At 70.4% G+C, this 21,949-nt stretch carries 20 protein-coding genes; 13 read left to right on the top strand and 7 right to left on the bottom strand.

Annotated elements, in window-relative coordinates; all coding sequences use genetic code 11:
* Nucleotides 1-47: 47 nt before the first annotated feature.
* Nucleotides 48-425: a hypothetical protein gene (locus tag FHU30_RS12540; RefSeq protein WP_253875110.1), complete on the bottom strand. Its 378-nt coding sequence runs from the start codon at nt 423-425 to the stop codon at nt 48-50.
* A 338-nt stretch (nt 426-763) separates the two neighbouring features.
* Here FHU30_RS12540 and FHU30_RS12535 point away from each other — a divergent pair, with 338 nt between their 5' ends.
* Entirely contained in the window at nt 764-2,041 is a 1,278-nt protein-coding gene (locus FHU30_RS12535) for an NsdA family TPR-like regulatory protein (protein WP_504928359.1), read from the top strand.
* Here the strand turns inward: FHU30_RS12535 and FHU30_RS12530 are convergent.
* Together FHU30_RS12530 and FHU30_RS12525 are read right to left on the bottom strand one after the other, a co-directional pair.
* Nucleotides 2,022-2,681: an HAD family hydrolase gene (locus FHU30_RS12530; protein ID WP_253875106.1), complete on the bottom strand. Its 660-nt coding sequence runs from the start codon at nt 2,679-2,681 to the stop codon at nt 2,022-2,024. The genes FHU30_RS12535 and FHU30_RS12530 overlap by 20 nt on opposite strands.
* Nucleotides 2,682-3,134: 453 nt before the next feature.
* A complete protein-coding gene (locus tag FHU30_RS12525) occupies nt 3,135-3,341 on the bottom strand; it encodes a hypothetical protein (protein WP_253875105.1) in 207 nt (68 codons plus the stop codon).
* A 266-nt stretch (nt 3,342-3,607) separates the two neighbouring features.
* On the opposite strand from FHU30_RS12525, the gene FHU30_RS12520 reads away from it, so the two are divergent.
* The 3 genes from FHU30_RS12520 to FHU30_RS12510 all read left to right on the top strand — a co-directional run bounded on the left by FHU30_RS12520 (nt 3,608) and on the right by FHU30_RS12510 (nt 5,977).
* Complete coding sequence (locus FHU30_RS12520) at nt 3,608-3,901, top strand: hypothetical protein (RefSeq protein ID WP_253875104.1); 294 nt, start codon at nt 3,608-3,610, stop codon at nt 3,899-3,901.
* 808 nt (nt 3,902-4,709) lie between these two features.
* Nucleotides 4,710-4,916 carry a hypothetical protein gene (locus FHU30_RS12515; RefSeq protein ID WP_253875103.1) on the top strand — a complete coding sequence of 69 codons (207 nt, stop codon included), beginning with the start codon at nt 4,710-4,712 and terminating at the stop codon, nt 4,914-4,916.
* A gap of 767 nt (nt 4,917-5,683) precedes the next feature.
* The gene (locus FHU30_RS12510; RefSeq protein ID WP_253875102.1) at nt 5,684-5,977 is read left to right on the top strand and encodes a hypothetical protein; all 294 of its coding nucleotides are present in this window, start codon (nt 5,684-5,686) and stop codon (nt 5,975-5,977) included.
* Nucleotides 5,978-6,548: 571 nt separating this feature from the next.
* Here FHU30_RS12510 and FHU30_RS12505 read toward each other — a convergent pair.
* Together FHU30_RS12505 and FHU30_RS12500 are read right to left on the bottom strand one after the other, a co-directional pair.
* A complete protein-coding gene (locus tag FHU30_RS12505) occupies nt 6,549-7,526 on the bottom strand; it encodes a hypothetical protein (RefSeq protein ID WP_253875101.1) in 978 nt (325 codons plus the stop codon).
* A 285-nt stretch (nt 7,527-7,811) separates the two neighbouring features.
* Nucleotides 7,812-8,579, bottom strand: a complete 768-nt coding sequence (locus tag FHU30_RS12500; RefSeq protein WP_253875100.1) for a hypothetical protein — start codon at nt 8,577-8,579, stop codon at nt 7,812-7,814.
* A 425-nt stretch (nt 8,580-9,004) separates the two neighbouring features.
* Between FHU30_RS12500 and FHU30_RS12495 the strand changes: the two genes are divergently transcribed.
* A complete protein-coding gene (locus tag FHU30_RS12495) occupies nt 9,005-9,487 on the top strand; it encodes a CarD family transcriptional regulator (RefSeq protein WP_026414839.1) in 483 nt (160 codons plus the stop codon).
* A 25-nt stretch (nt 9,488-9,512) separates the two neighbouring features.
* Nucleotides 9,513-9,980 (top strand): 2-C-methyl-D-erythritol 2,4-cyclodiphosphate synthase, encoded by a 468-nt coding sequence (gene ispF, locus FHU30_RS12490; protein ID WP_253875098.1) that lies wholly within the window; start codon nt 9,513-9,515, stop codon nt 9,978-9,980.
* 433 nt (nt 9,981-10,413) lie between these two features.
* On the opposite strand, the gene fahA is transcribed toward ispF, so the two are convergent.
* Nucleotides 10,414-11,625, bottom strand: coding sequence for a fumarylacetoacetase (gene fahA / locus FHU30_RS12485; protein WP_253875096.1), 1,212 nt, complete (start codon nt 11,623-11,625; stop codon nt 10,414-10,416).
* Nucleotides 11,626-11,928: 303 nt separating this feature from the next.
* Nucleotides 11,929-12,735 carry a hypothetical protein gene (locus FHU30_RS12480; RefSeq protein ID WP_253875094.1) on the bottom strand — a complete coding sequence of 269 codons (807 nt, stop codon included), beginning with the start codon at nt 12,733-12,735 and terminating at the stop codon, nt 11,929-11,931.
* A gap of 1,792 nt (nt 12,736-14,527) precedes the next feature.
* Between FHU30_RS12480 and FHU30_RS47630 the strand changes: the two genes are divergently transcribed.
* The 7 genes from FHU30_RS47630 to rlmB all read left to right on the top strand — a co-directional run bounded on the left by FHU30_RS47630 (nt 14,528) and on the right by rlmB (nt 21,914).
* A complete protein-coding gene (locus tag FHU30_RS47630) occupies nt 14,528-15,103 on the top strand; it encodes a pentapeptide repeat-containing protein (RefSeq protein ID WP_372503867.1) in 576 nt (191 codons plus the stop codon).
* Between the two features lie 626 nt (nt 15,104-15,729).
* Nucleotides 15,730-16,920, top strand: coding sequence for a homogentisate 1,2-dioxygenase (locus FHU30_RS12470; RefSeq protein WP_253875090.1), 1,191 nt, complete (start codon nt 15,730-15,732; stop codon nt 16,918-16,920).
* Between the two features lie 181 nt (nt 16,921-17,101).
* Nucleotides 17,102-17,872 (top strand): DUF6585 family protein, encoded by a 771-nt coding sequence (locus tag FHU30_RS12465; protein ID WP_253875089.1) that lies wholly within the window; start codon nt 17,102-17,104, stop codon nt 17,870-17,872.
* Nucleotides 17,873-17,964: 92 nt separating this feature from the next.
* Complete coding sequence (locus FHU30_RS12460; protein WP_253875087.1) at nt 17,965-18,354, top strand: PPOX class F420-dependent oxidoreductase; 390 nt, start codon at nt 17,965-17,967, stop codon at nt 18,352-18,354.
* Between the two features lie 92 nt (nt 18,355-18,446).
* Nucleotides 18,447-19,841, top strand: coding sequence for a cysteine--tRNA ligase (cysS, locus tag FHU30_RS12455; RefSeq protein ID WP_253875084.1), 1,395 nt, complete (start codon nt 18,447-18,449; stop codon nt 19,839-19,841).
* Nucleotides 19,842-20,199: 358 nt separating this feature from the next.
* Nucleotides 20,200-20,784, top strand: a complete 585-nt coding sequence (locus FHU30_RS12450; RefSeq protein ID WP_253875082.1) for a Clp protease N-terminal domain-containing protein — start codon at nt 20,200-20,202, stop codon at nt 20,782-20,784.
* A gap of 188 nt (nt 20,785-20,972) precedes the next feature.
* Nucleotides 20,973-21,914 carry a 23S rRNA (guanosine(2251)-2'-O)-methyltransferase RlmB gene (gene rlmB, locus FHU30_RS12445; RefSeq protein ID WP_253875080.1) on the top strand — a complete coding sequence of 314 codons (942 nt, stop codon included), beginning with the start codon at nt 20,973-20,975 and terminating at the stop codon, nt 21,912-21,914.
* The last annotated feature ends 35 nt before the right edge of the window (nt 21,915-21,949 follow it).

The following is a 21,949-nucleotide window of genomic DNA, read 5'->3' as shown; positions in this document are numbered from 1 at the left end:
GTCAGCAAGCCCACCAGGGCCATTGAGCCTGGGGGAGTCGCCACGCATCACGACACCGACGCATCGGTGAACGGCACCGCCAACACCCGCGCGATAACCTCCGCCGCCCGCACCGACTCGGCCACCGGACACAACGGCTCCAGCTCCGCCGGATCCTCACGCGACGGCCCCGCCCAGGCCCACCACCACCAAAGGTCGCGCTCGGGCCAGCGAGGACGGCACCACACTTCCTGGCTCAGCCCCGGGGACATCGCCGCGCCCACCAGGTCGTCAGGAGCAGGCTCCCCGGCCGGGTTCCGCGCCCACACCGCGCCATGACCCCGTACCTTCGCCACCAGACCACGCGCGAGCAGCTCCACCACCAGCGCCCGCGCCGCCGGAGCCCACGCCGAAGCCTCAGCCTCGCTCAACGGCTGCTCGCTCATCACGCCGCCCGCGACTTGCCCTCGGGGGAGCACCAGGAGCACGGCCGCCGCTCCGGCCTCGGCCGCTTCCCAGCCCCCGCACTCCGGACGAGGACGAAGCGCCGCGCCGAAACCCACTTCCAGCCGCGCCCCCGGCAGTACGCGCAGGAGCCGTCTTCCCGCTCATCTCGCATGCTGAAAGAGTGCTCCGGAGAAACGTCCTCATGAAGGTCCTCTATGGGTCCTATAGAGGACTCTTTGAGGACGTTCAGGCGGAGAGATAAGCCCGAGTGTCCGTTGAAGGACCGTTTTTCGGTACCGTCAGACGCGTAGAGGACACGCGTCGGAGGTGAGTTCAGGTGCCGCGCCCAGTCGGTAACACCCGTCTCAAGGCCGCTCGGCAGCACGCCGGGTACGCCTCACAGCAAGCACTGGCGGACGCCATGACGAGAGCCGCGCCGCTTCTCGACCTCGGCCACATCCAGGTGAGCGCACGCCAGATCCGCCGTTGGGAATCGGTCAATCCGCCATGGCCCCGAGCCGACCACCAGCGCCTACTGACTCACGTGCTGCAACTGCCGATCGAACAACTCGGCTTCACCCCGCCATGGGAGAGCACCGACCCGTCCGCGAACCGAACCAACCCAACATCCCCCAGCAGCCCAACACCCCAGGCCCTCGGCACAGCGTTGCCCCTACCCAGCACCTCCGCCGCCTTGCAACCGCCAACGGTCGGAGCCGATTTCGCCGCGATCAACGCAGCGCTCCGCCGTCTCTACTTCAGCGTGCAGCCCACCCAGCTCCACCCCGCCGTGCTGGAGCACACCAAGCTTGGAACCCACCTACTCGCCGAGACCACCGGCGTACCCCGCCGAATCCTGGCAACTGCGCTAGCCGAGGCCCTGCTACTGGTCGGCCGGATTGAGTTCTTCGACCTCCGCCAGCCCGACGAGGCGGACGCAACCTACGTCCGAGCCCTCCAGGCCGCCGGAGAAGCCAACGACTCGCTCCTAGGTGCGGCGATCCTCGCGCACGCCGCGTTCATCCCCGGTTGGGACGGCCGCCGCGAGGACTCAGCCGAGCGCATGCGCGCGGCCCGCACCTATGCCCGCCGTACTCCAGCTCCCGCGGAGTTCTGGGCATGGCTGGATGCAGTCGAGGCCGAGTGCGAGACCCGATGCGGACACCCGCGCGAGGCACTCCGGTTGATCAACCATGCCGAACTCATGCTGGCCGAAGGCGGCGAGACGCCGGCCCCCGAGTGGTTCAACTGGTTCTCGCCGCACAGCTTGCAGTCCTTCAAGGGCGACACCCAACTCAAAGCCGGCCAGCCCGCCCAGGCCAAGGCGACCCTTCAAGCCGTCTTGGAGTCCATGGCCGACACCAACGCCAAACAACGCTCGGTCATCCTCGGCGACCTGGCCGCCGTCGAGATCGCGCTAGGCAATCCCGAGGGTGCAGCCGCCTACGCCGAACAGGCCCTCGACCAGCTCTCGGCCACCTGGTACGCCACCGGCATGGACCGCGTGAACCAGGTCCGCCGCGCCCTCCAGCCCTGGGCCGACAGCGACGCCGTCCGCCACCTGGACGACCGCCTGTACGACTGGCAAACGACCGTCAGCTCGTTGCAGCGTTGAACTCAGCCACCCGGCCCGGAAGCTCAGCCAGCGAATCAATCCGCATCGTCGGAACGCTGTCGGCTTCCGGGTCGTCCTGCTGAATGATCCCCCAGGGCCCCCGCCGGATCAGCGCCGTCTTGATCCCCATCGCAGCCGCAGGCCGGATGTCGTTGTCCAACCGGTCACCCACATACAAGATCTCGCCCGCCTCAACCGGCGCAGCATCCACCAGACACCGGAAGAACCCCGTGTCCGGCTTGGACACCCCCCAGTCATCAGACGTGGCGATCATGTCCGCTGGCAGATCCAACGACCGCAAGATCCCCCCGGCCCGAACGGTCTGGTTCCCAGCGATCCCGACCCACAGCCCGTCATCCCGCAGCTTCGACAGCGATGGCCGCACATCCGGGTAGAGATCCGACTCCCCGAACGTCTCCGGCTTCCCAGCATCCGCCCGCTTCTGCCGCTCCTCGGGCAGATCGAACCCCGGCGCGAACACCTGAAACGTCTCCCGATAGTCCAACCCAGAGGCGATCACAGCCCCGAACACCGCCGAGAACGTATGACGCGGCACCCCCAACCAGTCAGCCCACGTCCCATACTCAGTCGTCTCGTTCACCAGGACTTCACCGACATCAAACACCACAGCGCGGATCATGCGACCAGTTTACGGTTTCCCGGCAGGGCTATTGCGCACTGGGGGGCCAGTCGGGGCGCTCAGATAGCAGAACATTTTCTGAACTGCCTAATCCGAGAGCCACAAATCAATCTCGCTTCTTTTCCAGTACAACCTATACATGAGTCGGAATGGGTTAGGGAAAGGGCGCCTGGCGGGTCCCCCTTTGACGAGCCAGCCAGTAATTGTTCCTGGTTGGACGTCGCACAGTACGCATGCTCCTGCGATATCTACCCAATAGTCTCCGGGGGGCAGATTGGGCAAGCCAAGGCATTGCCCCAGCGGGAGATCCTCATCTCCTGTCAGGAGATCCTTTAGGAGCCTCATTTGTTCGGACGTCTCGATGTTGTCGTCAGGCATGTTGCGCTCCTGCAGTTTTAAACCTGCACAAGGACAGTAGTTGAATGTTCGGGATGTCATCAACTTTTTGTGATCCTAGCGGCGCTTGTTAGGCGACGCGCTCTTGAGCGAGCGGATCACGTCGACCAGCAGCCGGTTCGGAGTGCGCTGAAGCAGCTCGCGCGCAAGTCCGATCCTGTCTCGCTGAAGGCGGTAGTCCAGGACGATGCGAACGAGTCGCACCACCGCCCAAAGGACCGCCGCCTGCCAGCTCGAAGCCGCCAGGTCGCCAAGGATGTGCACCCGTGGTCTCCCAGTTCTGGGCATGAAAAAACCCGCCTCAGGGATGGGGCGGGTTGTGACGACGCTTGCAAAACCGAGTGTTGCGTCGTCAATAAAAAAGGCCCTCATCGAGGATGAGAGCCCGCAAGGAGAGCACACCTCTCCCTACTTGGGGGAGTGTGACAGATGCGCCCCAAACCTGCAAGTCGATCTAATATTTCCGCAGGTGGAAGCGATGTTGCCCGTCTGACCCGGGTGGAGTGGTCGCGACAACTAAGGTTGTCGGCGTGGACCTTTATGCGACACTTTGGGCCGGTATGTACGATCTAGCTCTGAAGTATGCCCAAGAGGAGGCCGCTCGGCGGGGAGTCGAGATTGTTGATCCTCTTGACCCTTACGCCACGACCGAGCAACGCAGGCTGAGTCATCTAGAGATCCTAAAGGTGCTCGCGGTCATGACCTCTGCTCTGAACGATCTTGAGAAGCTCTCCCGCCTCAAGGCGCGCAGTGACGGCGCAAGCTTCGCGGAGATCGGAAGGGCGTGCGGCATCAGCAGGCAGGCGGCGCGCAAGAAGGACTAGCTAGGCCGCTCTAGCCTGCCGGGTGTCGGCCATCACTGCCGAATTTGGCCGTTTGAGATCAAGGGCGGCGGCGCTCGCGCCGTTGGCGCGGCCCGCCGCCAGCACGGCCGGAGCGTGCGGCGTGGGCGCCGGTCACCGGCCCCGCGCGACCGGCCGCGCATCGGCGACGGCCCGGCCCCGTCCTCCGGCCAACGGTCGTCCGCCAGGGCGCACCGCCGCCCCACGAGCACAGGTCGCAGGCCGCCGGCCAACGGGCAAGCCCGCCCTTCGGGTGCCTACGGCATTGGACGGCAGCCCGCTCGCTCACGCTGCCTGAACTGCCTATATGCTCCCTCGACTGTCTGCGACACAGAAGGGGCACGCCGTGGGACTTGGCTTCGCTGAGGTACTGATCCTGCTCATCATTCTTGGGGGCGGGCTGGTTGCTGTCCTCGGCTTGCTCTTCATCCTTGTGAAGGTTGCCAAGCGTCCCTGATCGGCCAGCGGAGTCGTTTCGACTGATGGTGGAGCGTGCTCGAACCAGGGGGCTGCGCCGCCCCCTGGACCCCCGCGCACCAGAGCACTCATTCGCGCGAATCGGTCTGTCAGGGGTTCTCGCCGTTCGCGCGAATGAGCACTCTGGACCGGTCGCTGTACCTGTGACGACGAGCTGCCGGAGCGCCGACGAGCACCAGACGGTCAAGGCCGAGGCTGGGGTGAGGCCAGGGCAGCGAACGGGCAGGGGCGATGCATCCACCGATATGGAGCTACGTGGTTGCCGAGAGACCAGGTTGGCAAGATGGTTGGGCAGAGGACGCAAGGAGGTGGGATGTCCGATCCTTGGGCGGAGATCGACGAGCACATCCTCAACGGGCGCAACATCCAGGCGATCGCGGCTCTTCGCGACCAGCGCGGCTACGGCCTTGCAGAAGCAGTCGACGCCTACTCCGAGCGGTGTTCCTGGCTGCGAAAGCACAAGTCCGGCGACTTCACCGAGAGCCGGATGGAGTACGGCGACGGCTCTTCCAGCCGCTGAACCTACCGGGACCGGCTCGTGATGCCGAGGGCATGCCGCCGGGCACATCGAGGGCACATGAGCACACGAGGAGGCGCGAGAAGGCGAGAATCACTGAGGGGTCAGCCGCAGGTCAACCCGGACATTGAGTGTTCCACCGCAGGTCGGCTTGATCGGTGAGAGCTACAAGTTCGAGCCGTAACCCCCTGACCCGGAACCCGGCCGCCGGCACCAGCCCGCGGCCGCTTTCCGCTCCCCCCACCCCGGACCACCTCCCCTGAACACCCATGCGGAACGCCTGCGCCACGAGGGCGCCGAGCACCTGCGCTGCGAGGGCGCGCAGCGCGTGTACCTTCAGGGCGCGGAACGTGTGCACCGCCAAGGCGCGGAACGTGTGCACCGCCAAGGCGCGGAACGCCTGCGCCGTCAAGGCGCCGGGCGTCTGCCCCGTCAGGGCGCCGAACCACCTCCGTCGGAAGGCACGGAGTGCCTGCGGGCTGCGGGGTTGGCCGAATCCGCGAAGACCTAGTGGGCTTCCAGGCCGGCGCCGACCGGGGCGTCCGAACTCGGGATGCCGAACACGTGCGCGTCCGGCGAACGCCTGGCGGACGCCCCGGTCGGCTTCGGCGGGACGCCCGTACCGCCGAAGCCGAACGTGTCGGTGGACGCCTGGCCGGATGCGGACCTGGCACCCGTGAACGGACGTCCCGCAAGATCCGTGATCTCTGCGAGGGGGAACCCAGGCCCCGGCCCGTTCGCCGGGGCGATCTGCGAGCAGGGAGATCAGGATGACGCTCTCGTCCCGGACGACCCGAGGCGCGCTCTTCGCGGCCGGAGCCACCGCCGCCCTCCTGGCCGCCGCGGGCCCCGCCCTGGCGTCCACCGTCCAGTACTGCGGCGCCGGCCGAGGCCCGACCCGCGACATCGCCGTCCAGGCCGCGATTGACGACGCCAAAGACTCGGCCAGGGACGAAGGCCACGGGAACTGCGTCCTGGCCGGCGATCCTCACGTGGACGAGGTCTTCAACGACCCCACCTTCGGCCACGTCTTCTTCGCCTCCGCAACCCTGAACTGCACCTAACCCCACGACCACCCAACACGAAGCCCCGCGCCGCCTTGCGATCGCCGCCTGTCCACATGAGTTCGCGTCCGCGCGACGCCCTACGAAGCCCGATGCGCCCGTCCTGTCTGGAGCGGGCGCACGGGAAGGTCGGCCCCGGCCGGGGCGGCTCGTCCTTGCGCGGCTGATCCGGGCGCGGCTCTACACGTTGGGTCGCGCGCGGGCTATGTACTGCGGCGCGCGGCCATGCGGGCGCGGCCGTTCATGTGGGGCTCCTATGCGCGCGCGGGGAGCTGTGGACGAGGCCCTGCGAGACGCCGGCTGGTGCGTGCGGCGGGAAGGTCGGTGCGGGTTGGGCGGCTCGTCCTTGCGCGGCTCTATACGTTGGGCCCCGTGCACGGGCATGCGGGTGCGGTTCGTTCATGTGGGGCTCGTATGCGCGCGGGGGAGAGTTGCGGACCGGGCACCGAGCGACATCGGCTTGTGCCTGCGCGGGGCCCGATCCAGGTCGGCTTGTATGCGCGGGCGGGGAGTTGGTGCAAAGGGGAAGGCCCGCGCGGCGGTCGCGCGGGCCTTTCGGGTGGTGCTGGGGTCAGGCGGCGGGGGTCTGGGTGCCCTCGGGCTCGCCGGACTTGGTCGGCTTGGCGCTGCCGGACGGAGTGCCCGACGGGGTCCCGGACGGGGTGGCCGGGCTCGTCGGCTCGCCGCTGCCGGTCGTGCCGGTCGACGGGACCGGGCTGAGCGGCGTGCTCTGGGAGACCGGCGCGTAGGTGGTGAACTCGTTCTGCTGCGGGATGACCGGGATGGCGAGCGTGATGGTGCCCGCCTTCTCGAACTGCAGCGTGACCTGGATGGACTCGCCGCCGAGCAGCTGCTTGCTCGCCTGGGTCAGCACGACCAGCGGGGTCTTGCCGCCCGGTGCGGGGGCGGGGGCGCCGGTGGCGGACGGGGCCTCACCCGTGACCGGGGTGGTCGGCGCGCCGGTGCCGGGCGTCCCGGAGGCGTGGGCTGTCGGAGCGCCCGAGGTCGGCGCGCCCGCGACGGGCGGCGTCACGGCGCCGGTGGACGGCTTGGTGCCCGGCTTGGCGGGCTTGGTGGCGGTCGGCTTGCCGGACGGAGCGCCCGACGGCGTCTCCTGGCCCGGCGCGACGGGGTGGCCCGACGGGGCCGTCCCGAGCAGCGACACCGCGCTGCCCTCGCCGCGCTCCTTCGCCGCGGGCAGCGCCACGCCGTCCGAGGCGATCTTGGCCTGGCCGAAGTCGGGCGCGCTGACCGAGACGAGGCGGTCGGCGCGTCCGGGCACCTCGTTGATCAGCGTCGCGTACAGCGGCACGGAGGACCCGGCGGGCAGCGCCTTGTCCGGCTCGGGGCCGAGCAGGAACATGTTGCGGATGCTGACCTGCGGCTTGGCCGCGTCGGTCTTGGGCACCCAGGCGTTGACGCCCTCGGTCAGCTGGGTCGGCGCCGCGGTCTGAGGCTCCTCGCCGGCGCCGCAGCCGGTGAGCACCGGCGCGATGGCGACGGCGCCCGCGAAGGCGAGCGCGACCACTCGACGGCTGTTACGGATCACGGCGACGATCTCCTCGCGAAAGGGGTTGCAGGCGGTTGGGGGTTCGGCGTGCCGAACGCCGAAGGCAGCCTAGCGAGGTGGCGCGTGATATTCAGACTCGGGGTGGGTCCACCACGGATCTTTCCGTGCGGCGGACGCGGGGTTCAGCTCCCCTTGGACCACGTCCACCCCGCCTCGGCCCGAGTTCAGCTCGGCCGGGACGAGGTTCAGGTCCGTTAGGAGCAGGCTCAGCCCAGCTAGGACCAGCCTCAGCTCGGCTGGGCCGAGCGGCCGGCTGGGCGAGGGTCAGTTGGGCTTGGCGTCGACGGCCTTGATCAGGTCGGTCAGCTCCTGCCCCGGGTGCGCGGACGTCCGGACGTCCGAGACGACGCCGTCGCTGCCGACGAAGACTGCGGTCAGGCCGGTGGCGGGACGTCCCTCCGGAGTGTTGGCGTAGCTCTTGGCCAGGGCTCCGGTCGTGTCGTCCAGGACGATGGGGTCGCCATCGTGGGCGCTCCCGGCGAGGGCGCGCAGGGACTTGATCGTGTCCCCGGTGGATGCGGTGGAGCCCCGGCGGTCGGCGGCGAGGTACATCTTGAAGCGGAGTTCCTGGGTGCGCTTGGCCAGGTCGGCGACCACCGCCGAGCAGCCGCACCGCGGCGAGGCGATCGCGATCACGCCGGGCCGCTGGTCGCGAAGGGGTTTCGGGCTGGTGGACGGCGGCTCGACGACGGTGACGTCCGGGAGGTATCCGCCTTTCTGCCCGGGGGAGCCGGTGGGGTGCGGGGCGAGCGCGGCGCGCGTGGGCCCGGGCTCGGGACGGGTGCCGAGCGCGGTCATCAGCACGCCGCTGATCAGCGCGATCAGCAGCGCCCCCGTGATGATCGGGATGGCCACGCCGAACCGGGCGAACGGTCCGATGAGGCGCTGCGCCCGGACGCGCCGGCGGAGCTGCCGCAGCTCGCGCCGGTAGGCGATGACGTCGCGCTCCAGGTCGCGGGCGTCGTCGGGGACCACGACGTCGACCCGGGGCAGCCCGTAGTCGTCGTGGTCGGAGTCGCCGTCTGGCCTCACGCCGCACCTCTCCTGTTTCCCCGTGTCCCGCTGGAACGCTTCCGCCCCCTGCGCCCCTTTCGCTCATTTTTGGATGCTTTGTACCCGCACCGCCCGCCATGTTCACCTCCCAGTATGGGCCGCGGTCCGCCGCCTGACAGGGGGGAGCGGCAGAACATCGCGAAGGGGGCCGGAAAGGGGCCCCTGACTTCGGCCGAGACACTTTCGTGATCATGCTCGGACGTGCGGTGACAAGGGGCGATGCGGCCCGCGACCGGGACGCCGCGAAGGTCTCGACAGGGCGGGTAAAGCCCGCCTCGATGCACCATCAAGATGCTTTGTCAAGGTCCCAATTAGGGGGTTGACCTGCGGATTTGTCGCGAAGGTCGGTGCGGTCACCCCGAGGTCCGTGCTACCCTGGTTCTAGCGGAAGGGGTACTTGTCACATGACTTTCCAGGTCGGCGACACCGTCGTCTACCCCCACCATGGGGCTGCTCGGATCGAGGCCATCGAGACTCGCACCATCAAAGGTGAGGAAAGGACCTACCTGGTCCTGAAGGTCGACAAGGGCGACCTGACAGTTCAGGTTCCGGTCGAGAACGTCGAGGACGTGGGTGTTCGCGACGTCGTCGGCCAGGAGGGTCTGGAGAAGGTGTTCGAGGTGCTGCGCGCACCCTACACCGAAGAGCCCACCAACTGGTCGCGCCGCTACAAGGCCAACCTTGAGAAGCTCGCGTCCGGCGACGTGAACAAGGTCGCCGAGGTCGTCCGCGACCTGTGGCGCCGGGACAAGGAGCGCGGTCTCTCGGCGGGCGAGAAGCGCATGCTCGCCAAGGCGCGCCAGATCCTGGTCAGCGAGCTCGCGCTGGCGGAGAAGACCAACGAGGACAAGGCGGAGGCCCTCCTCGACGAGGTGCTGGCCAGCTGATCAGGTGAACCATCAGCTTCCACGGGTGGGCGTCGGAACCGACGTCCACCCGTTCGCTTCCCATGACCGCCCCCTCTGGGTGGCGGGGCTTGAATGGCCCGGCGAGGGCCCCGGCCTTGCCGGACACTCTGACGGTGACGTGGCCGCGCACGCGATCTGCGACGCGCTCCTGTCCGCCTGCTCGCTGGGCGACCTCGGCAAGGTGTTCGGGACGTCCGACCCCCGCTGGTCCGGTGCGTCCGGCGTCACGCTGGTGCGCGAGACCGCCCGCCTGGTGGACGAGGCGGGCTGGCTGATCGGCAACGTCGCCGTCCAGGTCATCGGCAACCGCCCCAAGATCGGCAAGCGCCGCGACGAGGCCGCCAAGACCCTTTCGGAGGCCCTGAACGGCGCCGCCGTCAGCGTCTCGGCCACCACGACGGACGGCCTGGGCCTGACCGGCCGAGGCGAAGGCCTGGCCGCCCTCGCCAACGCCCTGGTCTTCCCGAAATAACCCCGCAGCCGCCGGCGGGCGCAGGACGGCTCGGCAGATCGACGGGCGGGCCCAGCAGGCGAACCCGCACAATTCAGGGCGCAGGCGTGGTGATCAGACCGCCCGGTCGGCCCAGCAGGTGAGCCCGCACAACTCGGGGCGCAGGCGTGGCGATCGAGCAGACCGCCCGGTCGGCCCAGCAGGTGAGCCCGCTCAACCCATAGCTCCAGAGAACCCCGCAGGCGTAGGTGCGGGCGCGGGTTGGGCCACCGGGCAGAACGTCCGGCGACAGCAACAGGTGAGCGTGCTGGCCGCGTCGGCGGCTAGGCCGTCGGAGCGACCGCGTAGGTGCTCCGACCAGGCGAAACGAGCGTGCGGGGCGGGGTTATCCACAACTGGCGGGTAACTTCGCGTGGGCCTGTCCGCGCCCCGCAGACTCGACGGCATGAGACGTTCAGCAGTGGGCGGGACGGATGGTCCCGGATACCTCGCCCAGATCGATCACGGTGCCGTTCGCGCCCGGCGCGGTCGCGCGGATGGCCACGGTGTCGCCGTCCTCAAGGAACGTGCGCTTCGTGCCGTCCGGCAGCTCAAGCGGCTCGGAGCCGTTCCAGGTGAGTTCCAGCAGGCAGCCGCGCTCCTCGCGGGTGGGTCCCGAGACGGTCCCCGACGCGAACAGGTCGCCGGTGCGCAGCGACGCGCCGTTCACCGTCGCGTGCGCGAGCTGCTGCGGCGGCGTCCAGTACATCCCGTCGAACCGCGGGTGGGAGACGGGCCGTCCGTTGATCAGGATCTCCAGCCGCAGGTCGAGCCCCCACGGCTCGTCGGTGCGCAGGTAGTGCAGCGGCGCCGGATCCTGCGCGGGCGGGGCGACCCGCGCCGCCTCCAGCGCCTCGACCGGCACCACCCACGGCGAGATCGACGTCGCGAACGACTTGCTGAGGAACGGCCCGAGCGGCTGCGCCTCCCACGCCTGAATGTCCCGCGCGCTCCAGTCGTTGACCAGCACGAACCCGAACACGTGATCGCGGAACGCGCGCGGCGTCACGGGCCGTCCCGGCGTCGACGGCACCCCCGCGACGAACCCGACCTCCGCCTCGATGTCGAGCTTCAGGCAGGGCCCGTACGACGGCCCGGCGTCCGACGGGGCCGCCTTGCGCTGCCCGCACGGCCGGACGATCGGCGTCCCGGACGCGTAGACCGTCCCGGCCCGTCCGTGATAGCCGACGGGCAGGTGCTTCCAGTTCGGGAGCAGCGGCTCGCCTTGCGGCCGGAAGATCCGTCCGACGTTCGTCGCGTGGTGCTCGGAGGAGTAGAAGTCCACGTAGTCGGCGACCTCGAACGGCCGCAGCAGCTCGACGTCCGTGACCGGCACCAGATGCGGCGAGACGGCCTCTCGATGCCCGGGATCGGTCAGCAGGTCCCGGACCCTCGCCCGGTTGGCCCGCCAGGCCGCCCGTCCTGCCGCCATGAACCTGTTCAGCGCCGCGGAGTCGAACCATCCGCGATCTTCGACCAGCCCTGCCCCGGCCAGTCCGGCCAGGTCGAGCACGCTGTCCCCGATCGCGATCCCGACCCGCGCCGCCGTCCCGTCCCGCCGGAACACCCCGTACGGCAGGTTCTCGATGCCAAAGCCGCTGTCCTCGTCGACCTCAACCCACGTCATGCGCCCCATCCTTCCCCGCCGGCCCCGCCCAACCAACCCCCTCCCGCACCCCAACTCCCTCGAACCGACAGGCCCCCGACAGCCGCCAAGCCCCCCGACCCGTACCTCAATCCAGCCACGCTCAGCCGCGCCCCCGACCTCGCGATCGCCTCCGCCGAAGGCCCACCCGCCACGCCAAAGGCCCCAGGCCGTTCACCCCACCAGCCGCGCCGAAAACCACAGCTCCCCAGCCACCAGCCAGGACGGACAACACGCGCAGGGCACGAACAGACCGCTCTTCGGCCGAATCGCCGCGACGTCTCCTCAGAGCAGGCCGAGTGTGGCGAGATCCGAGCGAGGAGAGTCGATGTCGCAGGAGCCGAAGGCGGTGAACAGGCGACGGGCGATCTGGCGCTCGTCCTCGGTCAGGGCGCGTACGCGGTCGGCGACCGCGACCGGGTCGATCATCACCAGATCCTCGACGGCGCCACCGTGCGCGCTGGCCAGCAGGATGTTCAGGAACCCGTGATGGACGAAGCCGGTCTCCTGATCAGTGTGCCGGACGGCGTGGTGGAGTCCCGCCGTGCACTTGAACGGGACGTGCCGCTCGCCGCAGACGGCGACGAAGTCCGAGACCTCCTCGGGCGACGGGAAGGCGTCGGCGCTCAGCCCGCCCGTGCGGAGCTTGGCCCCGACCTGGGCCCCGGCCTCACGAGCGGCGGCGATCCCGTCGATCACCATGTGCCACCCGGCCGCCCGCCGCACCTCAAGGAAGGCCGGCACCTCTGTGGGCAGCGACGCGATCGTCACCGTCGCCGCGCGCGCCTGGTCCGCGTCCTCCGGCAAGGCGATCTCGATCCCGCGCAACCGCACGCGAGGCTCGGACGCCACGTCCTCCAGCACCTTCGGCAGCCCGTCCACACCCGTGTCCGCGATCACCACGAGATCCAGGAGGTCCTCGGCCTGCAACTGCGTCCGCAACTCGGCCACCCGCGAGGCCGGACACAGGAACCGCCCGATCATGGCATCCCCGACCGCCGCCCGATAGGCGGGCAGTGCCGTCTCCAACGACTCCCGCGCAGGCGGAAACAGCGCCGCGTCGTCCACGAACCCAGCGAACAGTTGACCCATGACCGAAAACGTACCCGCGCACCCCCGCCCCCACCCGACCAGTTCCGGCCCACCCCAACCCCACCCGCCCAAGCCAGCCCTGACCACCCGCTCCCCGCCCAACCAGCCCAACCCCAGCGCCCCACGCCCGCCCTGCCGCCAAGGAGCACTGACCAACCCCCCGAGCCGTCCGAGACCAGCACAAGCTGTTCCGCCTGCCGCGGACAGCACTAGCCAGCCCCGAACATCGCGCAGCCAGCTCGATCCGAGCGCAACGCCTCCTGCCGACCGCAGACGGCCCTGGCCAGCCTCACTGTGGCCTGAGCCAGCCGAGGTCAGCGCAAGGCATTCGTTCAGCCCTGGGCAGCACAAGTCAGCCACCCAGGCCCGGCCAGTGTGGGCCCGGCGCTCCCTGCTCGTTCGGCTGAGGCATGGTCAGTCACCCGCCGCCTGTCTGGGGCAGCGGGCCGTGCGGTCTCGCGCGGGCAGTGCTGTTCATCCTGCACTCCGCCCGTGGCTGTGCGGGGCCAGCGCACCTTCCTCGGTCCTGAAGAAGGCCTGGTCAGCCCCGCTCGCCGTCTGAGCTGTCCGGGGTCATGGGGAGGCGTTTGGCCTGGCGCGGGGAGTGCGGTTCGGCCTGCACGCCGCGCGGACTGTACGGGGACGGGGCATCTTGCTTGGTCGGCTGGGGGTGGCCGGTTCAGTCTCGTTCGCCGTCTGCGTTGTCCGGCGTCGGCGGGAGGTGTTCGGTCTTGTTCGGGGAGTGCTGTTCGGCCTGCACGCAGAGATTGCGCGGGGCCGGGGCATCTTGCTTGATCGGCTGGGGGTGGCCGGTTCAGTCTCGTTCGCCGTCTGCGATGTCCGGGGTCGGCGGGAGGTGTTTGGTCTGGCGCGGGGGTGCTGTTCGGCCACCACGCCGCACGGGCTGTGTGGGGACGGGGCATCTTGCTTGGCCGGCTGGGGGTGGCCGGTTCAGTCTCGTTCGCCGTCTGCGTTGCCCGGGGTCGGCGGGAGGTGTTCGGTCTGGCGGGGGGAGCGCTGTTCGGCCTGCACGCTGCACGGACTGTGTGGGGACGGCGTGCTTTGCTCGGTCGGCTGGGGGAGCCCTGGTCAGTCACCCGCCGTCTGAGCTGTCCGAGTCGGCGCGAGGTGTTCGGTCTCTCGCGGGGGAGCGCTGTTCAGCCCGCACGCTGCCTGAACTGTGCGGGCCAGTGCAACTTGCTCGGTCGCGGGCGAGCGTCGGTCAGTCTCGCTCGCTGCCTGAGTAGTTGCTGGTCGTCGCAAGCAGGGGTGCCCGGCGTTAGTCCGCTGGGGGTGTGGGGGAGCTGCGGAGGGTGCTGGAGGGAGGGTTCAAGTCCCAGGTGGAGGGCTCGTCGGTGTCCGTATCGGCCGGGACCGGGGAGGGAAGGAGTGTGTCTCCTGGCGGGGACGGCTTGGGCGCGTTGTTGGACCGGGGAAGGCGGAGGGCGTGGCGGCCTCGGCTGGGGCTGCGGTCGTCATCGCCGGCGTCCGGGTCCTCGGCGCGGTCCACGACGGGTGGGTCGGTGCCGTCTTCTTCGGCCAGGTCCGGGAGGGCTGCCGACGCTTTGGTCGGGGAGGGGGACGCGCCGTCGGACGTGGCTGGAGTGGTCGCGGTGCCCTCTGCCCAGGTTGGAGTGGTCGCTGTGCCTTCTGACCAGGCTGGCGTGGTCGCGGTTGCTTCTGGCGTGGAGGGAGCGCCCGTGGTGCCTTCTGGCTGCGTGGAGGCGTGGTCGTCCGCGCTTGGGTGAGGGGGTGATGGGGCTTCGGCCGTTGGCTCGACGGCGAGAGTGGCGTGCTGGGCCGCTTCGTCCTCGTCGAGTTCGTTCGGGGGCAGGTCGTGTGCGTTCAACTCGGCCGTGCCCGGCTCGGCCGGGCTGAGCTTGAGCGTGCTCGGCTCGGCTGGGCTGACCTTGGGCATGCTCGGCTCGCGCGTGCCGGGTTCGGCCGAGCTGAGCTTGAGCGTGCTCGGCTCGCGCGTGCCGGGTTCGGCCGAGCTGAGCTTGAGCGTGCTCGGCTCGCGCGTGCCTGGCTCGGCCGGGCTCAGCTTGGGCGTGCTCGGCTCGGCCGGGCTGAGTTCGGGCGTGCTCGGCTCGGCTGTGCTCGGTTCGGGCGTGCTGTCCTCGGGTGTGCTCGGTCCGGGCGTGACTGGTTCGGGCGGGGGTGGGGTGAGGTGGATGGTGTTCGGGTGGTGGCCGTTCGGGCTGGTTGTGGACGGGGCGGGGGCCAGCTCGTGTGGGGCGGGTTCGTCCGGTTCGAGGTCGTTGTTGCTCAGGTCGAGGAAGCTCGGCTTGGGCGCCTCCAACTCGGCTGGGGCGGGCGCGGGGGGTTCTTCGTCCGGGAAGAAGAGGTGGAGAGGGGATTCTTCTGAGGTGGGCGGCGCGGGAGGTTGCTCCGGTTCCGGTGTGGGGGGTCGGCGGGTGGGGGTTCGGAGTAGGCGGAGGGTGGTCAGCCATAGCCAGACGCCTATGAGGAGCATGGCGTGCGGGGCTATGGCGACGGTTCCGCGTAGGGGCTTGGCGGGCAGGGACTTGTAGCCCCAGACGGCGTGTTGGAACGCGGCCCAGGAGAGGCCTGCCAGGAGGAGGAGCAGGAGCGTCCAGCGGAGGGCGCGGGTCCACCAGCGGGCGTGGCGGGCCGCCAGGAGGGACAGGAGGGTCAGGATGAGCAGGGCGTCGGCCGCCCCCGGGTAAACGGACGACCATTTCGGGTCGATCCCGCCGGCCTCGGCCAGGTCGCGCAGGATGTTCCAGGTCAGGGCGCAGGCGGCTGCGGTCAGCAGGGTCACCAGGAGTGCGGCGCAGGCCATGAGGAGGCGGCGCGGCAGGCGGGACGGGGGCGCTTCGGGCGACATCGCGGCTCGTCGTTCGGGAGGGGGATCGGCGGCACCCACAGTAACCAGGACGGACGCGCGGCGCCGGGATCCCGGATGCTGCGTCCGAAACGTGTCGGGACGTACGGTGTTGATGACGATGGCGTCCCCTACTGGAGGCAGCGATGCCGTACTACCGGGTCGTGGGCGAGGTCCCACGCAAGCGTCACGTGCAGTTCCGCCGTCCGGACGGCGGTCTCTACGCCGAGGAGTTGATGGGCGAGGAGGGGTTCTCCTCCGATTCGAGCCTGCTGTACCACCGGTACGCGCCCACCGCGATCATCAAGAGCGAGGGCCTGGACGACGCGGCGGTGTCGGAGGGCCTGGCCCCGAACCATCCGCTGCAACCGCGCGGCTACCGCACCCAGGACCTCCCGGTCGGCGGGGACATGGTGCTCGGCCGCCAGGTCCTGTTCGGCAACCAGGACGTCCGGATGTCGTTCGTGGCGTCCTCCGGCGGTCCGAGCGAGCTGTACCGCAACTCGGTCGGCGCGGAGGTCGTCTACGTCCAGACGGGACGGGCGACGTTCGAGTCCACCTATGGCGCGCTGGAGGTCGGCGAGGGCGACTACGTGGTGATCCCGACCGGGACGATCCACCGGTGGGTCCCGCAGGACGGCGAGACGCTGCGCGCGCTCGTCATCGAGGCCAGCGGTCATGTGCGTCCGCCCAAGCGGTACCTCTCGCAGTTCGGCCAGTTCCTTGAGCACGCGCCGTACAGCGAGCGCGATCTGCGCGCGCCCACCGAGCCCTTGCAGGCGGACGGCGGCGAGGTGCCGGTCATCGTGCGCACGCGCGGGGGACTGTCCAGGCTGACGTACCTGCACCACCCGTTCGACGTGGTCGGCTGGGACGGCTACCTGTACCCGTACGTGTTCAACATCCACGACTTCGAGCCCATCGTGAAGCGGACGCACGCGCCGCCACCCGTCCACCAGACGTTCGAGGGGCCGAACTTCGTGATCTGCTCCTTCTGCCCGCGCCCGCTCGACTTCCATGAGGAGGCCGTGCCGATCCCGTACAACCACCACAACGTGGACTCCGATGAGATGATGTTCTACGTCGGCGGGGACTACACGGCCCGGAAGGGCTCCGGCATCGGCATCGGCTCGATCTCGCTGCACCCGGCCGGTTTCACGCACGGCCCGCAGCCGGGCGCCGTGGAGGCGGTGATCGACGCGGTCAAGCAGGGCCACGACCGCGCGACCGAGCTCGCCGTCATGATCGACACCTTCCGTCCCCTGGACCTGGGGCCCGCCGCACGCCGCTGCGAGGACCCCGAATACGCCTGGACCTGGGCCCGCACCGCCACCTGACCCGCCAGCCCGCTCCCACACCACCACGCGCCAAGCCGGGCCCACACCGGTCGTCCCCACGCCGACCAACTCCGCCCGGCTTGGCGCGCGCGGGCGGTGGCTTCTGGCCGGCGGGTGGGGTGAGGGTGGTATGGCGGGGGGTGGGGAATTTCTTCGGGTGGGTTGGGGTAAGCGGTAGTTTGTGCCACTTCCTCATCCGGTGCTGGAGCGCGCGGCGGCGCACGGGCTGGGCGTGCCGGTCCGGGTGTTCGACGGTCGGGTCGGACGCCGGCGGGCGGTCGGCTGGCTGGTGCTGCTGATCCTCGCCGTCCTTGTGCTCGCGCCTGCCGCGGCGTCCTATCTGGTGGCGGGGCGGATCTGGATCGGGGTGCTCGCGGCCGCCGTTGCGGTTGGGTACCTGGTGCTGGCGGTGTGGATCTTGTTGCGGGGCGGGCTGCGGGAGCGCAGGCCCGTCGTGTACCTGTTCGACGGCGGTCTGGTCTACGCCGGGACGGGCCGGACGGCCGCGTACCACTGGGACGATCTGTCCGCCGTGACCGTCGCGGGCGTCCGCGGTGGGAAGCGCGAGCGGACGCGGTGGCAGTTCACCGTCACCGCCCAGGGCGGACGCGATCTGCCGCTGGACGATCGCCTGCCGGATGTCCGCAGCCTGGGTGAGGTGATCGTCGCCGAGGTCACGGCCCGGGTCGTCCCGCGCCTGGCGGCGGTCGTGCGGAGCGGCGGGACGGTCCGGTTCGGGGCGTTCGAGGTGGCCCAGGAAGGCGTCTGCAAGGACGGCCAGTGGGTCCCGTGGTCCGCCGTGCGCGAGGTGGGCATGGGGAACGGGATCGTCCGGGTGAGCACGGTCGACGGCCGGGAGCTGACCGCGCTGGCCGCCCACACGCCCAATGCGGTCGCGTTCGTGCAGCTCTGCGCCTGGAAGCCCGCCACGCGCGACCGGCCCGTCCGCTAGCGGGCTCGCGGGAAGGGACGGCCCCGCGCGGGGGTGGGGCTCCTGGGGCGTGCGAGGATGCGGGGAGCAGGTGATCTTCCGAAGGGGGCGGCATGGCCGAGAAGGCGCTCAACGACAAGGCCCGCGAGCTGTTCGACGGCAGGAACTTCGTGACCGTGGCGACGCTCAACCCGGACGGCTCGCCGCAGGGGAGCCCGGTGTGGGCCAAGGTGGACGGCGACCAGATCGTGTTCTCCACGACCAAGGGCCGCCGCAAGTACACCAACCTCGTCCGCGACCCGCGCGTCAACCTGACCACGTACGACATCGCGAACCCGTACGACTACGCCGAGGTCCGCGGCACGGTCACCATCGTGGACGACCCGGACGCCGCCCTCATCGAGGAGCTGTCCAAGAAGTACACGGGCGGCTCGTGGGAGGAGCCCGTCCCGGCGGATCGCGTCATCGTCCGGGTGACCCCGACGTACGTCTTCACCCGCTGACCTTTGGAGCCCGCGGCCGTTGGGGCGTCCGGCCGCTAGGGAAAGGGTGTTTGGGGTCACCTGAGCGGGGGGCGATCCAATAACCTGGGGGCGTGAGCCTGCGCCTTTACGACACCAGCACCCGTATCGTCCGCACGTTCGAGCCGCTTCGCGAGGGCCGCGTGGGGATGTACGTGTGTGGTGCGACACCGCAGGCCGCCCCGCACATCGGACACCTCCGGTCGGGCGTGATCTACGACGTGCTGCTGCGGTGGCTGCGGACGTCGGGGTACGAGGTGACCTTCGTCCGGAACGTCACCGACATCGACGACAAGATCATCAACGTGGCGGCGGCCACCGGGACGCCGTGGTTCGCCGTCGCCGAGGGCAACCAGCGGATCTTCGGGCGCGGCTACGAGCAGCTCGGCTGCCTGCCGCCCACGGTCGAGCCGCGCGCGACCGGGCACGTCCCGGAGATGATCAAGCTGATGCGGCGGCTGATCGAGAACGGGCACGCGTACGCGTCCGAGGGCGACGTGTACTTCGACGTGAACTCCTGGGCCGACCGGTACGGCGAGCTGTCGAACCAGAAGCTGGAGAACATGCGCTCGGCCGGGGACACCCCGAACGAGGACGCCAAGCGCGACCCGCGCGACTTCGCGCTCTGGAAGGGCGCCAAGCCGGGCGAGCCCGCGTGGGAGACGCCGTGGGGCGAGGGCCGTCCGGGCTGGCACCTGGAGTGCTCGGCGATGGCGACGATGTACCTCGGCACGGCGTTCGACATCCACGGCGGCGGCGTCGACCTGATCTTCCCGCACCACGAGAACGAGATCGCTCAGTCCAAGGCGGCGGGGGACGGGTTCGCCCGCTACTGGATGCACAACGGGCTGCTCACCGTGGACGGCGAGAAGATGAGCAAGTCGATCGGCAACGTGGTGCTGCTGCCCGACCTGCTCGAACGCGCCCGCCCGGTCGAGGTGCGCTACTACCTCGCGTTCGCGCACTACCGGTCGCTGATGGACTACACCGACGCCTCGCTCGCCGAGGCGGTGGCGGCCTACCAGCGCATCGAGGGCTTCGTGAAGCGCGCCGCCGAGATCGTCGGGGACGCCGAGCCCGGCCCGCTGCCGCCCGCGTTCGTCCAGGCCATGGACGACGACCTGGGCGTCCCGCAGGCGCTCGCCGTCGTGCACGAGACCGTCCGCGAGGGCAACAACGCGCTCGCCGCCGAGGACAAGGACGCCGCCCACCGGCACTTGGCGTCTGTCCGGGCGATGACCGGCGTGCTCGGCCTCGACCCGCTGTCGGACGAGTGGGACGCCACGGCCGGGGACGACCTGACCCCGGTGGTGGAGGCCCTGGTCAAGGTGGCTCTGGAGCAGCGGCAGGAGGCGCGCAAGCGCAAGGACTACGCCGCGTCCGACGCCATCCGCGACCAGCTCGCGGACGCCGGCATCGTCGTCGAGGACACCCCCCACGGCCCCCGCTGGGATCTCAAACGCGACTGACCCGCCCGGTCCGAGCGCGCCGTCTCAACATGGCCGTGCGGGTCGGCTCGGCGCGGCCGTGTGGGTCGGCTCGGCGCGGCCGTGTGGGTCGGCTCGACCCGGCCGTGTGGGTCGGCTCGACCCGGCCGAGCCCGTCGACTTGATGCGGCCGAGCGTGTCGCCTCGGTGCGGGACGGCGTGGCTGAATTGTCCGCGGAGCGCGCGGGGCGGCGTTAGGTGTGCTGGCCCGCGCGTTCCGTTGCCGTGGCCGCGATCCGGAACCGGCCATCGGGCGTTTGGGACGTCCGGCCCTACCGGGAAAGTGGACGAACCGGGGCACAATTGACGCAGTCCCGTCGCATCCCTGCGAGGTGGTCCCGTGTTCGAACGGTTCTCCGACGAAGCGCGGCAGGTGATCGTCCTCTCGCAGGACGAGGCCCGGCGGCTCCGGCACTCGGTGATCGGGACCGAGCACCTGCTGCTCGGCCTCGCCCGGGTGGACGAACCGGCGGTCGGGTCGGTGCTCGCCCGCGCCGGGCTCGACCTGGACGGGCTGCGCGAGGCGATCGCCAAGCTCGTCCCGGCCGACGAGGAGGAGCCGCGGGACCACGTGCCGTTCACGCCGCGCGCCAAGAAGGTCCTGGAGCTCGGGCTGCGGGAGGCGAACCGGCTCGGCTCCGAGGTCATCGTCCCAGGTCACCTGCTGCTCGGCATGATCCGCGAGGGCGGCGGCCTCGGTGCCCGGGTGCTGCTGGACGGCACCGGCGACCTGAAGGCCGTCCAGCGCGAGATCGAGCGGTCGCTGCGCGGCCGGACGCCGCGCATCACGCCGATGTCCCACGTCCGGGGGTCTCGCGCGGCGGCCGATGACGACCGCCTCGACCGCATCGAGGCCCGCCTCGCCGCGATCGAGGCCCATCTCGCCCGGCTGGCCGACCGCCTGGAAGACCAGGACGGCGGCTGACCGACGGCCTTCGCGGGTCGCGGGACGGCGTCCGGCGCGAGGGAATGGTTCGGGCAGGGCGAGGGGACGCCTAAAATCAGAGGTTTGAGGGCGCGCGTTGGTATGAGGGGCGCGCCCGAGAATCCAGCCGCCCGACGCCACGAGGGCGTGCATCGCAACCCGCTAACGTCGCGAAGGGCGTAACGATCATGCCGAAGCGCAAGGGCAAGGGCCCTACCCCGAAGGCCGAGGACCGGCACTGGCACGGTAAGCGCCAGAAGGCCCGCGCCGTCAAGAGCTCCCGCCGGACCGGCACCGACACGCTCGGACCGGGCGGGGCGCGCGCCGCGCGCAAGGCCGCCGCGGACGCCGCCAAGTCCGGGGGGACGCCGTCGGGGCGTCCGGCCGGGGCGCGCCGGGCGAACGGCGAGACGCCCGAGCTGGTCACCGGCCGCAACCCGGTGCTGGAGGCCCTGCGCGCCAAGGTTCCGGGCTCGGCGCTGTACGTGACCGACGCGCGGGACGAGCGGATCCGCGAAGCGATCCAGATCGCTGCGGACCGGGGCATCCCGCTGCTGGAGGCCGGCCGCAACGAGCTGGACCGGCTCACCGACGGCTCCGTCCACCAGGGCATCGCGCTGCAGGTCAAGCCGTACCGGTACGCGCACGCCGACGACCTGCTGCGCGGCACCCGCCCGCTGATCGTCGCGCTGGACGGGATCACCGACCCGCGCAACCTCGGCGCGATCGTCCGCAGCGCCGCCGCGTTCGGCGCGTCCGGCGTCGTGGTGCCGGAGCGGCGCGCGGCCGGTGTCACGGCGGGCGCGTGGAAGACCTCCGCCGGGACGCTCGCGACCGTCCCTGTGGCGCAGACCACCAACCTCGCCCGGCAGCTGAAGGCGTACCAGAAGGCGGGCTGCTTCGTCGCCGGACTGGACGCCGCCGGCGGCTCCGCGATCGGCGACATCGAGGTGGCGGACGGCCCGTTCGTGCTGGTCGTCGGCTCGGAGGGCAAGGGCCTCGGCCGCCTGGTCGCCGAGACCTGCGACCTGCTCGTCACGATCCCGATGCCCGGCCAGGCCGAGTCGCTGAACGCAGGCGTCGCCGCCGGCGTCGCCCTCTACGAGGTCTCCCGCCACCGAGCCTCCTGACCCACCGCGCCTCCTGACCGCCGCGCCCCCTGAAC

The sequence above is a fragment of the Actinomadura rupiterrae genome (assembly GCF_024172125.1).
GTDB lineage: Bacteria > Actinomycetota > Actinomycetes > Streptosporangiales > Streptosporangiaceae > Spirillospora > Spirillospora rupiterrae.
The sequence above is the reverse complement of the archived record's forward strand: the minus strand, read 5'-3'. Positions and strand labels throughout refer to the sequence as shown.